15 protein-coding genes are annotated in these 15,512 nt (G+C 58.9%); 11 read left to right on the top strand and 4 right to left on the bottom strand.

Going from position 1 to position 15,512, the window contains the following annotated elements; genetic code table 11:
* Positions 1–326 precede the first annotated feature (326 nt).
* Positions 327–953 carry a hypothetical protein gene (locus OKB77_RS09580; protein WP_199416925.1) on the top strand — a complete coding sequence of 209 codons (627 nt, stop codon included), beginning with the start codon at positions 327–329 and terminating at the stop codon, positions 951–953.
* Positions 954–1,339: 386 nt separating this feature from the next.
* The gene (locus OKB77_RS09575; RefSeq protein WP_058057085.1) at positions 1,340–2,338 is read left to right on the top strand and encodes a sensor domain-containing diguanylate cyclase; all 999 of its coding nucleotides are present in this window, start codon (positions 1,340–1,342) and stop codon (positions 2,336–2,338) included.
* 84 nt (positions 2,339–2,422) lie between these two features.
* On the opposite strand, the gene OKB77_RS09570 is transcribed toward OKB77_RS09575, so the two are convergent.
* Entirely contained in the window at positions 2,423–3,049 is a 627-nt protein-coding gene (locus OKB77_RS09570) for a porin family protein (RefSeq protein ID WP_167573286.1), read from the bottom strand.
* 1,296 nt (positions 3,050–4,345) lie between these two features.
* Here OKB77_RS09570 and OKB77_RS09565 point away from each other — a divergent pair.
* Entirely contained in the window at positions 4,346–5,110 is a 765-nt protein-coding gene (locus OKB77_RS09565) for a helix-turn-helix domain-containing protein (protein WP_005336490.1), read from the top strand.
* A 49-nt stretch (positions 5,111–5,159) separates the two neighbouring features.
* On the opposite strand, the gene OKB77_RS09560 is transcribed toward OKB77_RS09565, so the two are convergent.
* On the bottom strand, positions 5,160–5,924 hold the full coding sequence (locus OKB77_RS09560) for a UTRA domain-containing protein (RefSeq protein WP_139740583.1): 765 nt from the start codon (positions 5,922–5,924) through the stop codon (positions 5,160–5,162).
* A 249-nt stretch (positions 5,925–6,173) separates the two neighbouring features.
* Between OKB77_RS09560 and OKB77_RS09555 the strand changes: the two genes are divergently transcribed.
* From OKB77_RS09555 to OKB77_RS09530, 6 genes are read left to right on the top strand one after another with little or no spacing between them, the layout of a single operon-like run.
* Positions 6,174–7,235: an ABC transporter substrate-binding protein gene (locus tag OKB77_RS09555; RefSeq protein ID WP_005355254.1), complete on the top strand. Its 1,062-nt coding sequence runs from the start codon at positions 6,174–6,176 to the stop codon at positions 7,233–7,235.
* 9 nt (positions 7,236–7,244) lie between these two features.
* Entirely contained in the window at positions 7,245–8,078 is an 834-nt protein-coding gene (locus OKB77_RS09550) for an alkaline phosphatase family protein (RefSeq protein WP_111901586.1), read from the top strand.
* Complete coding sequence (locus tag OKB77_RS09545) at positions 8,078–8,977, top strand: ABC transporter permease (protein ID WP_265776430.1); 900 nt, start codon at positions 8,078–8,080, stop codon at positions 8,975–8,977. The genes OKB77_RS09550 and OKB77_RS09545 overlap by 1 nt, the downstream gene beginning before the upstream one ends.
* Positions 8,970–9,746: an ABC transporter permease gene (locus OKB77_RS09540; protein ID WP_265776431.1), complete on the top strand. Its 777-nt coding sequence runs from the start codon at positions 8,970–8,972 to the stop codon at positions 9,744–9,746. The genes OKB77_RS09545 and OKB77_RS09540 overlap by 8 nt, the downstream gene beginning before the upstream one ends.
* Before the next feature lie 6 nt (positions 9,747–9,752).
* Positions 9,753–10,760: an ABC transporter ATP-binding protein gene (locus tag OKB77_RS09535; RefSeq protein WP_265776432.1), complete on the top strand. Its 1,008-nt coding sequence runs from the start codon at positions 9,753–9,755 to the stop codon at positions 10,758–10,760.
* A gap of 39 nt (positions 10,761–10,799) precedes the next feature.
* Complete coding sequence (locus OKB77_RS09530; protein ID WP_265776433.1) at positions 10,800–11,453, top strand: HAD family hydrolase; 654 nt, start codon at positions 10,800–10,802, stop codon at positions 11,451–11,453.
* Positions 11,454–11,568: 115 nt separating this feature from the next.
* Here the strand turns inward: OKB77_RS09530 and OKB77_RS09525 are convergent, their stop codons facing one another.
* Entirely contained in the window at positions 11,569–13,203 is a 1,635-nt protein-coding gene (locus OKB77_RS09525; protein ID WP_150389891.1) for a sensor domain-containing diguanylate cyclase, read from the bottom strand.
* A gap of 83 nt (positions 13,204–13,286) precedes the next feature.
* Between OKB77_RS09525 and OKB77_RS09520 the strand changes: the two genes are divergently transcribed.
* Both OKB77_RS09520 and OKB77_RS09515 read left to right on the top strand, forming a co-directional pair.
* Positions 13,287–13,727 carry a DUF2214 family protein gene (locus tag OKB77_RS09520; RefSeq protein ID WP_265776434.1) on the top strand — a complete coding sequence of 147 codons (441 nt, stop codon included), beginning with the start codon at positions 13,287–13,289 and terminating at the stop codon, positions 13,725–13,727.
* Positions 13,728–13,858: 131 nt separating this feature from the next.
* Positions 13,859–14,758, top strand: a complete 900-nt coding sequence (locus OKB77_RS09515) for a DMT family transporter (RefSeq protein ID WP_136501654.1) — start codon at positions 13,859–13,861, stop codon at positions 14,756–14,758.
* Positions 14,759–14,824: 66 nt separating this feature from the next.
* Here the strand turns inward: OKB77_RS09515 and OKB77_RS09510 are convergent, their stop codons facing one another.
* The gene (locus tag OKB77_RS09510) at positions 14,825–15,451 is read right to left on the bottom strand and encodes a glutathione S-transferase family protein (protein ID WP_190973190.1); all 627 of its coding nucleotides are present in this window, start codon (positions 15,449–15,451) and stop codon (positions 14,825–14,827) included.
* Positions 15,452–15,512 lie beyond the last annotated feature (61 nt).

Below are 15,512 nucleotides of genomic sequence, written 5' to 3'. Positions count from 1 at the left end.
GTAGCGAAGCCTAACGTTTACCGCGTAATCTCATTTCTCCTCCCCTCATCCCCAGCCCTTCTCCTTCTTTTTTAATAAACGGGAGAAGTGAGGTTTGGCGCCGTAGCTATATCTCGAATTTACACGCGATCGCCAACACCATATCCCCGATGCTGCTTTATCCCCTCTCCCTCTGGGAGAGGGCTAGGGTGAGGGGAGCAGGTTGACACAATGCCCATTTCGTAAAATCGGGTAGGGTGCAATGAACGAAGTGAATTGCACCGCCCATATTTATCTTGCAAAATGGTGGGATACTTTTCGTTTTTAATAAAAAATCAGGCAGTAAAATGACAATTCATAGTTTTAAAAGCGAACAGCACAAAAACATGCTGCTTGGGGTTGGCTTTATATGCCTGGTTGTTCTATGGTTGGCAAGTATCTTATACAAGACAAAATTATCAGATAAAACACTTATTGCTGACTTGGTTCCTGAATCGCTCACCTACATTACTATCAGTGCGTTATTTGGATTGGTTGGTGCGATAGTAACTGCTTTGCGATGTTCCAGACGTCATGCCTTAAAATATATTGCAAAAGCGTTTGGTAATTGCTTCTTTATGATGCTTATAACGTCATGGTATGGCTATGATATGTACGTCTATTATTATCCAGATGAAGTGGTCAGTTATGATACGGAATATAAAGTGGTTCATCCGGGACCATCCAAAGGCAAATACGGCCGTTGTGAGGCAGGCTTAAAAATAAAAGATAAGCATACAGGGCATTGGTTTGATCTTTGTTACAGTGATAGTGAGCTTGGTAAGGCACAGATTCGGAATTATGGTGAGGTATGGGTGAAAACTAGGGTTAACGAGGCGGGTTCATACCTGGAGAGCTACAAGGTATATCCAGACAAATCTTATTTTTCTATCCCCTCACCGCCAACCGCTCTCCAGCAAGTAAATAAGGGATAATCTCGTTCCCGCGCCCAGATTAAGTTTCTCCAATCGAACCGGTGTGGTTGGCGATCATATTTCCGGTGCTGCTTTATCCCCTCTCCCTCTGGGTGAGGGGAGCGGGTTGGCACAATATGCTGCACTTGGTCACCCCTCTTGCGCCGCCCGATTATTCCATCCCCCAAATGACTGAATCGTGAGTTAAATCCGGTAAATGGGGCGCGCTTGAGCCACACTTATGGCCACCCTGATTCAGCCTGCGCCGTGAGTGGCCGATAACCGGGGAAACGGTGGTGCGGTGGGGTTCTGGCTGACAGTTCTGTTGCAATATGCCAAGGTAGCGCCTCACGACAACAGAGCGATTCCCCGTGGTGGCGCGGGGCGGAAGAACAAGGATAACTGCTATGGTGCAGGACAGTGACACGATCAGGATCTCGGATGTCAGCGAGGCCGTGGTGCATGGCATTCTGGAGGTGACCAGCGATGGCATCTGGGATTGGCATGCCAATACCGGTTTTGTCTATCGCAACCCCGGCTGGTACCGGATGCTGGGTTACGAGCCTCACTCCCTCGGCAATACCGTCTTCACCTGGGAGAACGTGATCCACCCCGACGATCTGGCGGCGGTGATGGCGAAGTTCGATCTCTGTCTGAGCGGCAGCGCCCATGAGTATCGTGCCGAGTACCGTTGCCGCTGCCGCGATGGCAGTTATCTCTGGATTGAGGATTGCGGCCGGATCATTGAGCGAAATCCCGACGGGTCTGTGGCGCGGATGATCGGCGCCCATCGCGATATCCACGCCAGCAAGCTGTTGCTGGAGCAGCTGGAGCGGCGCAATCAGTCGCTGGAGCAGCAGGTTGCCGAGCGTACCGCCGAGCTGGTGCGACTCAACGAGGCGCTGCAACAGAAAGCCGAGGAGAACCGTCTGCTGGCAGAGACCGATGCCCTGACTGGCGCCGCCAGTCGCTATCGGCTGGAGCGGGCATTGCAGCTGGAGTGCGAGCGGGCGCGCCGCTTCCATCAGCCGTTTACGGTGATCGCCATGGATGTGGACAACTTCAAGCAGATCAACGACAGCTATGGCCACAACGCCGGGGATCAGACCCTGATCAACATAGTGGCGCTGGTGCGCCGCCATATCCGCGAGATCGATCTGCTGGCCCGCTGGGGCGGTGACGAGTTTATGGTGTTGTTGCCCAACACCGGCCGCGAGGATGCGCTGGTGGTGGCGAGCAAGTTTCAGGCATTGATGGCGAGCGAGCCCATCTGCCCCCATGCGCCCGCTACCATGAGCTTCGGGTTGGCGGAGTATCAGCAGGATGAGCAGAAGGAGAGTCTGATGGTGCGTGCAGATCGGGCGCTCTATCAGGCCAAGCAGCTGGGTAAAGACCAGATCTGCTAACGCGGGGTACGGAAAAAGAGCAGTAAAAAGGGCCGCAGGTTTGAAACCTGCGGCCCTTTTGCATTGTTACTGACGCGGCGCGACTTAGAAGTGGTAGCGCAGACCCAGCTTGAAGGTATCCAGAGAGTAGTGCTCGTCACCCAGGCTCAGGGCGTCGAACTGGCGCTCGTAACCGATACCGGCAGAGAAGTGGTCGTTGAAGGCGTAGTCCAGACCTACTTCCAGATTGGGGTGTACCTTGCTCTTGGTTGCGCTCTTGCTTCCCTGACCGCTGAAACCGAGGAGAGTGGCGTTGCCGACAACTTCCACTTCGGTGCGAGTGTAGGCGATACCCGGTTTGGCATAGGCGCTGAAGCCCCAGGCCAGCGGCTGGCTCAGCTTGGCGGCCAGGCTGATACTGCGGGTTTCGATGGTGGTGTCGGCAAAGCCGCTTGCAATCGGGGAGGTCACCCAGGTCAGCTGATCCATCTGTTGGGCGTGCAGGCCACCTTCAACCGCCAGCCAGGGTTTGAAGCTGTAACCCACGATCAGGCTGCCGCCGTCGAGCTGGTCGTCGATCACTTTGGCGTCATAGGCGTCTTTGGCAGCACCATCGAGATCCATCTTGGAGGTGGTCAGATCCAGACCTGCATACCAGCCTTCGGCATGGGCGCCGCCATTCATGGCCAGAGCAAGCAGTGAGAAAGCGGCAATTTTATTAAACTTGTTCATGGATAAATAACCTTGTGTTGCGTGAACTGCGTGTGATTTATATTGCTCAATCCATGAAGCTTTTTATATTTCCGTCATTGCTCTGCTTTCACAGAGGGGCCGCAGTATAGTCAGCACATTTCTGAATAACAAGAGAGTGATTTCCCCATTCTTCTAAATATGACTGGCTGCAAGCAGGGGCATTTTGTTTAATAAATGGTGTTATTAGAGTTTTAGCTTTATTGAGGTTTAAATAATTAACTGGTGAGGCAAATGACAGGCTGCGAGTTCGAATTTGATTCTATGTGATTGATTTTTATCGGCATTAAATTTTCATTCGAGCGTGGCCATGATGAGCTGTCTAAAAATTGGCATCTCAGATGTCACTCACAGGCGTCAGGCTCTTTTCGATGATTTTTTGAACCCATCACAAGGTGAAACCGTGAGAAAAAAATCTATCTTTTTGCCTGTTTTTTGCTCTTTTTGAGGTTTGGGATTGTTCCCAATGTGGCTTTTGGTGGTCTTTTGAGGCTGTTTTTGCGTGGGCTATGCTACCCACCAGATACGCGAATGGGCTCTTTTGGGTGGCTTTTTTCTTTCCTAGGCAGCACTCGTTGGGGTGGGCATGGGGTGTGATAAGCAGATATGGGGTGTGATAAGCAGATATGGGGTGTGCGGTCTGATTAATTTTGTTTTCTTATATATACAAGCCATTTAAAAGATAGGTTTTTGATGTTTTAAATTACTTGCTTATATTCGTTTTTATATTGGATGAAGCTGTCCAAGCAAGCCATTTAAATATATTGAATGGCAATAAGACGGTATTGGTGGCTGTTTAGAATACCTTGTCAGAAAGGACTTCACAGTCGGCTCATCAGTGGGTTGCATGTGGCCGGTGACACTTCCCCTTGCCGGGGCCCTTGACCTGACCTGCGAATTCAGGGAAAAGAAAAGGGCGGTGCTATCAGCGCCGCCCAATGCCAGGAAAGAGAAAAAACCTTACGGTTTAAAAGATAAAAATTTGGAAGCAAACAATCGATTTCTCAACCAGGAAGGGTCTTGAACTCGATACGTTTCGATTATGCGCGATGTTCTATGCAGCACTAGCAAAATGTTTGCGGGTTGAAAGATATGCACTGTCTGGTGTCAGATTTTGCGACCTCATCGTTCAACTGGTCTGTCCTGATGGGCGTTGCAGGCGATTTTTTCTCTAGGCTGTTTTTTCGGTGTCAATATCTGAGCCTTGAAGGTAAAAACAGGTCAGAAGCTGACTCGGCATAACCATGCAATGAAAGTGCGATAACAAGGAAGAGTGGCATGACCTACAGCCAGACCCTGGCCAACAATATTCTCGACACCCTGAAGAAGACCCTGACCGACAAGGGGATCCGCTATCAGACCCTGGCAGAAGCCATGGGGGTCTCCATCGCGACCGTGAAACGGATGATGAACAAGCCCTCCCTGCCGTTCGATACTCTGCTGGAGATCTGCCATCTGGTGGGGCTCTCGTTCGAGGAGTTGCTGGATCGCACTCAGGACGCCCAGAGCCGCCGCGCCGTCTTCACTCAGGAGCAGGACGAGGCGTTTCACAACGAGCCGGGGCTTTACGCCTTTCTCGCCAATATCTTCTGGCGCGACAAGACGCTGATCGATCTCAAGCGGGAGTACGGCCTGACCGATGCCTCCTGCTACCTCTATCTGCGCAAGCTGGAGAAGCTCGGCATTTTGCAGCTTGGTATCGACAACAGTTACCACTTCCTCATCAGCGAGCGGATCAGCTTCGAGCAGCACAGCCGTTTCGCCCGCCAGCAGGCGCGGCAGGCAATGTCGGTGCTGGGGGAGTATCTGGTGGAGAACATGCACAAGTCGAACAACTATATGGCGCTCTGCCAGCTGCACCTCAACGAGGGAGAGGCGATGGCGCTGATCGACCGGATGAAGGAGTACTGGCATCAGGAGATCAAGCTCAACCGCCCCGCCATCGGTCAGCAGGAGCACGCCAAGACCTACACCATGTCGCTGCAACTGGCTGACTGCGGCTACCAGAGCTTCGACGACATGATCCCCAATATCGACAACTGATCCCGGCTGATCCTGTGGGATCCGTGTCTGCTCGTGAGTCTGAGAGTGGTTACTCTGCCAGTTGCATGGGCTGCGCTTTGGCGATGATGGGTTGCAGCGCCCGGGTATCCAGACAAATGCGGATGGCATCCGGCCGCCAGTGCTCGATATCGCAATCCACCAGACCGCCTCGCTCGTCGTAGTTGACCCGCACCAGCCGTAGCACCGCGCTCCCCTCCGCCAGATTGAGGGCGCGGGCGATGGCGCCACGCGCCGCCGAGGGGGTGATCTCGAGACTCGCCCCACCCTGGCCTATGCCATAGCGCTGCTGATAGAGCTCGGTGAGGGAGCTGGCCAGCGGCGCGCTGGCGATATCGGGAAAGCGGCTCGCCAGCAGGTGGTGGCTGACATGCAGCACCGGGCGGCCGTCGATCAGCCGCTGGCGGCGGATCTCATAAAGTGGAGTGAAGGGTTCCAGCCCCATCCAGCGGCACAGCTCGCTGCTGGCAAGCTCGCTGCCGTGGGCCAGCACCCGGGTTTCGGCGGTGCGCTGCTGCTCGCCGATCCACTGGTGAAAGTGAGTGTGGATGGCGGGATCATAGGTGAGGCGAGGCGGCGCCACGAACCAGCCGCGTCGCTCGGCCCGGTAGATAAGGCCGTCCGCTTCGAGGCTGGAGAGTGCCTCCTTGATGGTGATGCGGGTGGTAGCGAAGCGCTCGCTCAGGGCCCGTTCGGCGGGCAGCTGCTGCCCGGCCCCCAATTGGCCGCTGCCGATATAGCGGCGCAGGGTCTGGCAAATCTGTTCACACTTGGAGGAGACGCGGCCATCGGCCATGCTCTGTTCGTTCACTCTCTGCTCGCTCAATCTCGGCTCGGTCACACTCTTGTCCCTGTTGCTTATTCAGAAGGCGGATGACTGGAGTAGTCCAGCCTCACTCGGGTTCAGAGTTGTAACTGCTGTGGATGACAGCGCCATGACAGGGTGATTGTCATCAAACTGCCATTAAAGCGCCCCGCCACCGTCACAATTCCCCTCTAGCATCCCTCTCGAACCTTAACTGACCTAGTCCAGAGGGATGGGATGATGAAAAGCGTGATCGCAAGTGCACTGGCCATGGTGGCCATCAGCCAACCGTTGTTTGCCACAAATAGCTATGCAGCCGAAAATATCGCGGATCTCGAAAAGGCCGCCCGTGGCGAAGGCCAGCTCCACAGCATCGGCATGCCCGACAGCTGGGCCAACTGGAAGGATACCTGGCAGCAGCTGGGCAGCATCTACGGCATCAAGCATCAGGATACCGACATGAGCTCGGCGCAGGAGATCGCCAAGTTCGCCGCCGAGAAGGCCAATGCCACCGCCGATATCGGTGACGTGGGCGGCGCCTTCGGTCCGGTTGCGGTCAAGCAGGGGGTTACCCAGCCCTACAAACCCTCCACCTGGGCTGATATTCCCAACTGGGCCAAGGACGCCGACGGTCACTGGATGCTGGCCTATACCGGCACCATCGCCTTCCTGATCAACAAGGATCTGGTCAAGGCCGCCCCCACCAGCTGGCAATCCCTGTTGGGTGGTGACTACAAGGTGACCCTGGGTGATGTGGGTGTCGCCTCCCAGGCCAACAACGGCGTGCTGGCGGCGGCCTATGCCACCGGCGGCAGCGAGAAGAACCTCAAGCCCGCGCTGGAGCTGTTCGGCCAGCTGGCCAAGCAGGGTCGCCTGTCGCTGAATGACCCGACCATCGCCAATATCGAGAAGGGCGAAGTGGAAGTGGGTGTGCTGTGGGACTTCAACGCCCTCAACTACCGCGACCAGATTGACCCCAAGAAGTTTGATGTGGTGATCCCGAGTGACGGCTCCGTCATTGCCGGTTACACCACCATTATCAACAAGTGGGCCAAGAACCCCAACGCCGCCAAACTGGCCCGTGAATACATCCTCTCCGATGCCGGTCAAATCAACCTGGCCCGCGGCTACGCCCGTCCGATCCGCAGCAACGTGACTCTGCCGGATGACGTGAAGGCCAAGCTGCTGCCGGCCGAGCAGTACGCCAATGCCAAGCCGGTGCAGGATCACGCCGCCTGGGAGCAGAGCTCCAAAGCCCTGCCGCGCCAGTGGCAAGAAACCGTCATGATCAACATGCAGTAAGGGAACCCAGTGCAACACAAGGTGATAGTGGTACTTGTGGATGGTCTGGCAGCCGAGGTAGCCCACACCATGGGCTACCTCGGTGGCATGGTGGAGGCGGGGCGGGGCCTGCATACGACCCTGAATGCTGCCCTGCCGTCTCTCTCCCGACCCCTCTACGAGTGCATCCTGACCGGCGTGCCGCCGGTGGTGAGCGGCATCACCCACAACGGGGTGAGTCGCCTCAGTCTGCATGACTCAATCTTCCATCTGGCCCGCGCCGCGGGCAAACGCACCGCAGCGGCGGCCTATTACTGGGTGAGCGAACTCTACAACCGCAGCCCTTGGCTGGCAGCCCGTGATCGCTTTACTCATGACGAGCAGTTGCCCATCCAGCACGGCTGCTTCTACTGGGATGACAACTATCCCGACAGCCATCTGCTGATGGATGGGGAATGGCTCAGAACCCAATATGACCCCGATTTTCTGCTGATCCACCCGATGGGAGTGGACGATGCGGGCCACAAGTTTGGCCTCGATTCCCGCCAGTACCGCAATCAGGCGCGCCGGATGGACAGCTTGCTGGCCGATCTGCTGCCCCAGTGGCTGGCTGAGGGGTATCAGGTGGTGATCACCTCGGATCATGGCATGAACAACGACCTGAGCCACGGCGGCACCCTGCCGGAAGAGCGCACAGTGCCACTCTGGCTGTTTGGCGATGCCTTTATCGAGCGCTGGCCGGATGGGGTAGTGATCGCCCAGACCCAGCTCTGCGCCCTGATGGCCGATCTGCTGGGCATCCCCCACGACAAACCGGCAGCGCCACCGCTGCTCAAGGCCGCCTTTATGCGCGAGGTGCACTGATGATGCCTGCCACCACCGAGATCCTCGCGGATCGACCCGTGGCCACCATGCGCAAGGTGCGCCGCCACTGGCTGCCCGCGCTGGTGCTGCTGCCGTTTATTCTCTTGATGATCCTGTTCCAGCTAGCCCCCATGGTGTGGGTGCTGGTGGGCAGTTTCCAGACCCCGGATGGCTGGGGCATCGACTACTACCGGGAGATTTTGAGCTCCCCCTTCTACCTGCAATCGTTCGGCAACTCGTTGCGCATTGCCGGTATCGCCAGTCTGGCGGGGCTTGCCATCGGCACCCTCGGGGCGGCAGCGCTACGTCACAGCGGCGAGCGGGTCAAGCGGCTGCTGCTGGCCTTCGTCACCATGACCGGCAACTTCAGCGGGGTGCCGCTGGCATTCGCCTTCATCATCATTCTCGGCATCAACGGTGCGGTGACCCTGCTGCTGAAATCCTGGGGATTGATCGACGGCTTCAACCTCTACTCGGGCAGCGGCCTTATCCTCATCTACACCTACTTCCAGATCCCGCTCGCCCTGCTGCTGCTCTATCCGGCCTTCGATGCGCTGCAGGATGAGTGGCCGCAAGCGGCCGCGCTGCTGGGGGCGAGCAAGGGGCAGTATGTGTGGCATGTGGCGCTGCCGGTGCTGACGCCTGCGCTGCTCGGCACCCTGATCATCCTGTTTGCCAACGCGGTGGGGGCCTATGCCTCCGCCTACGCCCTTACCACCGGCAACTTCAATCTGGTGACCATCCGGGTGGCCAGTCTGGTCTCCGGCGACATCTTCCTCGAGCCCAATATGGCGGCGGCGCTGGCGGTGATCCTGATGGTGCTGCTGGGCGTTGTGACGGCTGCCAACCAGTGGCTGCTGAAAAAGAGCTATGTGAACAAGGGGCAATCCCATGCATGATTTGACGCCGCGCTGGTCCAAGTGGGTGCTGGGGGGGCTGGTCGCCACCCTGCTGCTGCCGCTGCTGGCTACCTTTCTCTACTCCATCTCCACCCGCTGGGGGGCGACCCTGCTGCCGGACGGCTTCACCCTCGACTGGTATCTCAAGCTGTGGGGCGACCCGCGTTTTCTGGCGGCGTTTGGCCGCAGCCTCCTGGTCTGCTTCGCCACCCTGCTGCTGGGGACCCTGGTGCTGGTGCCGACCGTGCTGGTGGTGGCCTACTACTTCCCAAAGCTGGATCCCTGGATGAACCTGCTGATCCTGCTCCCCTTTGCGGTGCCGCCAGTGGTCTCGTCGGTGGGGCTGCTGCAGATCTACGCCGATGGTGTCCTGCCCATTATCGGCACGCCGTGGGTCCTGATCGGCACCTGGTTCACCGTGGTGCTCCCCTTCATGTACCGGGCGCTGGCCAACAGCCTGCAAGGGGTACCGCTCAGGGATTTGATGGATGCCGCCCATCTGCTGGGGGCCAGTAGTCGGCGCGCCTTTCTGCTGGTGGTGATCCCTTGTCTGCGCAAGGGGCTGCTGGCAGCGCTGTTTCTCTCCCTCTCCTTCCTGCTCGGCGAGTTCGTGTTTGCCAACATGCTGGTGGGCACCCGTTACGAGACCCTGCAGGTCTACCTCTACAACATGCGCGCCACTTCTGGCCACTTCACCAGTGCGCTGGTGATGAGTTACTTCCTGCTGACCCTGCTGCTCACCTGGGCGGCCAACAGATTTCATCGGTGATCCAAGATGTTTCATTTAGAAGTCAATCAGTTGCACAAATCCTACGGCGATACGCCGGTGTTCGAGGGGATCGAATTCGGCATTCGCAAGGGGGAGCTGGTTACCCTGCTCGGCCCCTCTGGCTGCGGCAAGTCCACCCTGCTGCGGGCGCTGGCCGGGCTCACTCCGGTGGATGGCGGTCAGGTGCGGGTGGCCGGTGAGGAGATCACCTGGCAGGCGCCCCAGAAGCGCGGCATCGGCATGGTGTTCCAGAGTTATGCGCTGTTCCCCAACATGACGGTGTGGGACAACGTTGCCTTCGGCCTCAAGATGAAACCCCAGCCGGGACGGGATCTCGCCGCCAGCGTGCAGGAGGTGCTGGCGCTGGTGGAGCTGACCGGTTTCGAGCGCCGCTATCCGGCCGAGCTCTCCGGCGGTCAGCGCCAGCGGGTGGCACTGGCGCGCGCCCTGGTGGTACGGCCAAGGATCCTGTTGCTGGACGAGCCGCTCTCGGCGCTGGACGCCCGCATCCGCCGCAGCCTGCGCCAGCAGATCCGCGAGATCCAGCAGCGCCTTGAGCTCACCACCATCTTCGTGACCCACGATCAGGAGGAGGCGCTCACCATGTCGGATCGGATCTTCCTGATGAACAAGGGATCCATCGTGCAGAGCGGCACGCCGGAGCAGATCTATACCCGTCCCGCCAGCGAGTTTGTGGCGGGTTTTATCGGCAACTACAACCTGCTTGGCGCAGAGCAGGGCAAGTCGCTGTTCGGCCCCCGTTTTCAGGGCAAGCTGGCGCTGCGGCCGGAGTCCATCACCCTGCTGCCCGCCGGGGCGACCAGCAGCGAACCCAGCCTGCCCGGCATCGTTCGCCAGCAACAGCTGCTCGGCAACGTGGTCCGCTATCAGGTGGAGTGCGAGGCGGGGCTGTTGACAGTGGATTGCCTCAACCGTTCGGTTGGCGATCTGCTGGCCACTGGCAGTGCCGTGACCCTGGCGGTGGCCCGGGATCAACTCTGTGAGGTAGCATGAGGCCGCATTTCATTTCCATTTTCACTGCGAGGAGCGCCCATGGCACTGGCACTGTTTGATCTGGACGAGACCCTGATTGCGGGGGATTCCGCCAGCCTCTGGCTGGAGTACATGGTGGCCGAGGAGCTGGCGCCCGCCAGCATGATCGCCGAGGAGCAGGCCATGATGTCCCTCTACCATCAGGGCAAGATGGACATGCACCAGTACATGGCCTTCACCCTGCAACCGCTGGTGGGCAAGACGCGCCAGTGGCTCGACTCGCTCTCTACCCGCTTTGCCGAGCAGGTGCTGCGCGAGCGCCTCTACCCCGAGGGGTTGGCGCGCATCGAATGGCATCGGGAGCGGGGAGACGACCTGGTGCTCATCTCCGCCTCCGGCGAGCATCTGGTGGCGCCCATGGCGAAGATGCTGGGGATGGATCACTGCGTCGCCATCCTGCTCGATGAGGAGGAGGGGATGCTGACCGGTCAGACCCGTGGCACCCTCAGCTTTCGCGAAGGCAAGGTGGCCCGCATCAACCAGCTGTTTGCAGGCAGGGACCACCTCTGGCAGGGGAGCTTTGGTTACAGTGACTCCCACAATGATCTGCCCATGCTGCGTGCGGTGAGCCATTCCCATGCGGTCAATCCGGCCCCCGCGCTGCGCCAGCAAGCCGAGGAGCTGGGCTGGCCGGTGTGGGAGTGGCAGCGCTGAGTCGCGCGCCACACTGGCTTAACGTGCGGCAAGAAGCACGATAAACAAAGAGAGAGGCTGGAGCCTCTCTCTTTGTTTTTACTGACGGCGTTGTGGTTGATGCTGGCCGCTGTGGCTACCCTTCGTTGGTTTGTTGCCGGGGCTCGCCAAAGGCGGGAATATCCTCCTCGGCACTCTGGTGAGGGGGGGGGCGCAGCGGGAAGCAGATACGGTTTTTCCCCTCCCGCTTGGCCTGATAGACCCCCTTGTCGGCCAGCTCCACCAGCTCTTTGGCCGAGAGCCCGGAGCGACTAAAGGCCACCCCGCCGCTGATGGTGATGGTGAGATCGGGTTCGCGCCACTCCAGCTGCTCCACCCCGAGCCGGAACGCTTCCAGCAGGGAGGGGAGCATCGGCTGCTCTTCGCCGTAACGGAAGATCAGCACCAGCTCCTCGCCGCCATAGCGGCAGAACCAGCCCCACTCGTGGAACAGATTCATGCCCAGCTTGCTCACCCGCTTGAGCACCACATCCCCCGCCTGATGGCCGTGGGTATCGTTGACCCGTTTGAAGTCATCCAGATCGAACATCACCACCCCGAAGGGAGCGCCACTGTTGAGCTGCTTCTGCAGGCACTCGTCGAAGAAGCGACGGTTGTAGAGCCCGGTGAGTTTGTCCTGATGGGCTTGCAGGCGGATCTGGGCAAAGTCCTGGCTGGCGGCATCCATCTCTTCATAGACCTTGGCCAGCTCCAGCATACGGCGGCCGTTGTAGGCGATACCGCCGGAGCGGCTGGCGCGGATCAGCAGGGTGATCTCCCCCAGCATGCGGCGGAAGTAGCGGGACCAGAGCAGGGCCAGCAGCAGATAGAGAATGCAGGCGACGGCAATCATCAGCTGGACGTTGATGGAGACGCTGTCGATCACCTGCTGCATGCTGGCAGTCGGCTCGACGCTGAGCAGGATCCAGCGCTGCTCGGGGATGCGGTAGTAGGAGACCATCATGCCGCTGGCATCATCGAGGAAAAAGCCCTGCGGCTGTTGCATCCGGGCCAGCCAGTCGGGGTGGGCGAGGGGTTTGAATACCCGTTCGCGATCCGGATGGGCCAGCACCAGCCCGTCATGGTTGAGCAGGATCTGATAACCATTGCCCAGATGGTGACTCTGATCATGCCGACTGTTTAGCCAGCTGGCGAGGGGGGTGAGCTGGGTATCCAGCGAGAGTACGCCAACCCGCTTGCCGTCAGGATCTTCAATCACCCTGGCCAGCGCCATAGTGAGGGTGCCCAAGGTGTAGTCGTAATAAGGAGCGGTCCAGACAATCTGTCCGGGATGGCTGGCGGCCAGCAGATACCAGGGGCGGGTTCTGGGATCGAACTTCTCGTCGGCCTGCCAGGAGGGGTGGATCAGCATCTTGCGATGCTCGGTGCCCACGTAGACGTAATCGAGCTCCATCACCTTGTGATAGGCCTGCCACTGTTGCAGGTAGCGCTCGCCGTTGCGGATCTCCGGGCCGCTGAAATCCCGATAATTTACCTGCTGATAAATGAGCGTAAACTGGCGTTTGAGGGTCGCCAGATAGGGTTCGATCAGGGTATGGAAATACTGGGTGTTGCGAGCAATCAGATATTGTTGCTGCTCGTGGCGCAGGGTGCGCTCCATATGCAGGTAGTAGATGCTGCCGAGCAGCAACACAGGGATAAAGAGCAAGAGGAGGCCCAGCCGCATGCGGGTGATCAAAGACCAAGTGTTCTTGGGCTTGGCGGGGGACATGAACAGATCCTTTTCGTCTCGGGTGACACCAGCATATATGATGCTGTGCGGCTCGTCTAAAGGCAGAAAATGAGATGTTTCCGATGCTGAACCACACTCTGCTCTCAATGATTCATTATGGCAGCATAGCGGTGCTAATCCTTGCCCTCTGTGTCGAGTATCTGATCTTTCGGCGCGGCCTGAACATGCTGCGAGTGCGCCGTCTGCTGCTGGCAGATGGGGTGGCTGCGCTGGCGCTCTTCTCCATCTTTGCCACCGGGTGTCTGCTGGCCCTCGAGCATGCCAGCTCGGTGGCAGAGATCTTTGCCCATCCTGCTCACGGCCTCAAGATGGGGCTGTTTCTGCTGATTGTTGGCTCCCTCGTTTATCCCAGCCGCCTCTTCTATCGCTGGCGTCGCGCCCTGCGTCTGGGCAAGGCGCCGATGATCTCCATCCAGCAGCACTTCCGGGTGGTGTGGATCCTGCGGGGCAATCTGCTACTGATTGCCCTGTTTGCCGTGTTCACCAAGCCCTCGCTGCTGTAACACTCGCTGTGCTCAAAAGCAGTGCGATGCAGCGCGTGGAGAGCGAAGACAAAGAGTGGAGACAAGAGGATAGGGAGGCGGGTATCTTAGATCGGATAACCCGTCACGCGCCGATTTAAGGAAGAATCGCCATGCGCTCCAATCTGATGTTGCTGATGGCTGCCACCATCTGGGGTATGGGCTTTGTCGCCCAGCGCCTCGGGATGGATCACATGGGGCCCTATACCTTCAATGGCCTGCGCTTTCTGCTCGGTGCCCTCTCCCTGCTGCCGCTGCTCTGGTGGCTCAAATCCCGACAACCTGTTGCCATCGCGAGCGACCATCGCCAACTGCTGATCGGTGGTGTGCTGGCCGGGCTGGTGCTGTTCTGTGCCGCCTCCCTGCAGCAAGTGGGGCTGCTCTATACCACTGCCGCCAAGGCCGGTTTCATCACCGGGCTCTACATCATTCTGGTGCCGGTACTGGGGCTACTGCTGCGCCACAAGAGCGGCCTCAATACCTGGATCGGCGCCATCATCGCGCTGGCCGGTCTCTATGTGTTGAGCGTCACCGACGAGTTCACCATCGGCTTTGGCGATCTGTTGCAGGTAGTTGGTGCCCTGTTCTGGGCTGTGCATCTGCTGCTGGTGGATCACTACTCCAACCGGGTTGCTCCCATCAAGCTCGCCGGGGTGCAGTTCGTAGTCTGCGGCCTGCTCAGCCTCGCCACCGCCTTTGTCATCGAAACCCCGACTGTGGCTGGTGCCGTGGCCGGTTGGCAGGCACTGCTCTATGCCGGGCTGGTATCGGTCGGGGTGGGTTATACCCTGCAGGTGGTGGGGCAGCGGGGTGCTCATCCTGCCCATGCCGCCATCATCCTCAGTCTGGAGACCGTCTTTGCCGCCGTGGGTGGCGTGTTGCTGTTGGGTGAGACGCTGGATGAGCGCGCCATCGCCGGTTGCGCCCTGATGCTGGCGGGGATGCTTATCTCTCAAATCCGGCTGCGCTGGTGGTGGAAGTCGCGCCGGGACAAGGTGCCCGCTACCAAGTAAACCGCGGCCCGCTGCATAACAAAAACGCCCCGACAGTCGGGGCGTTTTGCATGGTGGCTGTTCGGATCAGGGGCGCTGATCCAGCTCGCGCTCCAGCTCTACCGCCTTTTGACGGGCCGGATGGGTATTGAGGCGTTCCCAATAGGCTTGCAGATGCGGGAAGTGGGCAAGCTGGCCGCTTTGCGCCAGCAGATCCACCAGGAAGGAGTTCATGATGTCGGCGCCGGATAGGCGATCCCCCACCAGATAGTGGCGATTCGCCAGTACCTCGTTGAGGTAGCCCAGCACCTTGGCACACTCCGCCTTGGCGTAGTCCGGCAGGAAGCGCATCGGGCTGCCATCCTTGCGCACGAACATGTCGAGCAGCAGCGGCAGAATGCCGGAGCTCTCGGCAAAGTGGAGCCACTGCAGATATTCGGCATACTCCGGGCTGTCTGTGGCCGGCGCCAGCCGATCCGGGGCGTAGCGGGCAATCAGGTACTCGGTGATGGCGCCCGATTCCGCCAGCACCCGGCCGTCGAACTCGATGACCGGCGACTTGCCGAGGGGGTGGATGGCTTTGAGCTCGGGCGGTGCCAGAAAGGTGGTGGCATCGCGCTGATACGCCTTGATCTCATAGGGCTGGCCCAGCTCTTCGAGCAGCCAGATGATGCGTTGGGAGCGGGATTTGTTCAGGTGGTGCAGGACTATCATAACGACCTCGATTCGGTGGCAGGATGGTGTATACGAGCAGGCGAGGGGGGCGGTTCACCGA

Source organism: Aeromonas sp. Y318-3 (assembly GCF_027706185.1).
Taxonomy (GTDB): domain Bacteria; phylum Pseudomonadota; class Gammaproteobacteria; order Enterobacterales; family Aeromonadaceae; genus Aeromonas; species Aeromonas veronii.
The sequence above is the reverse complement of the archived record's forward strand: the minus strand, read 5'-3'. Positions and strand labels throughout refer to the sequence as shown.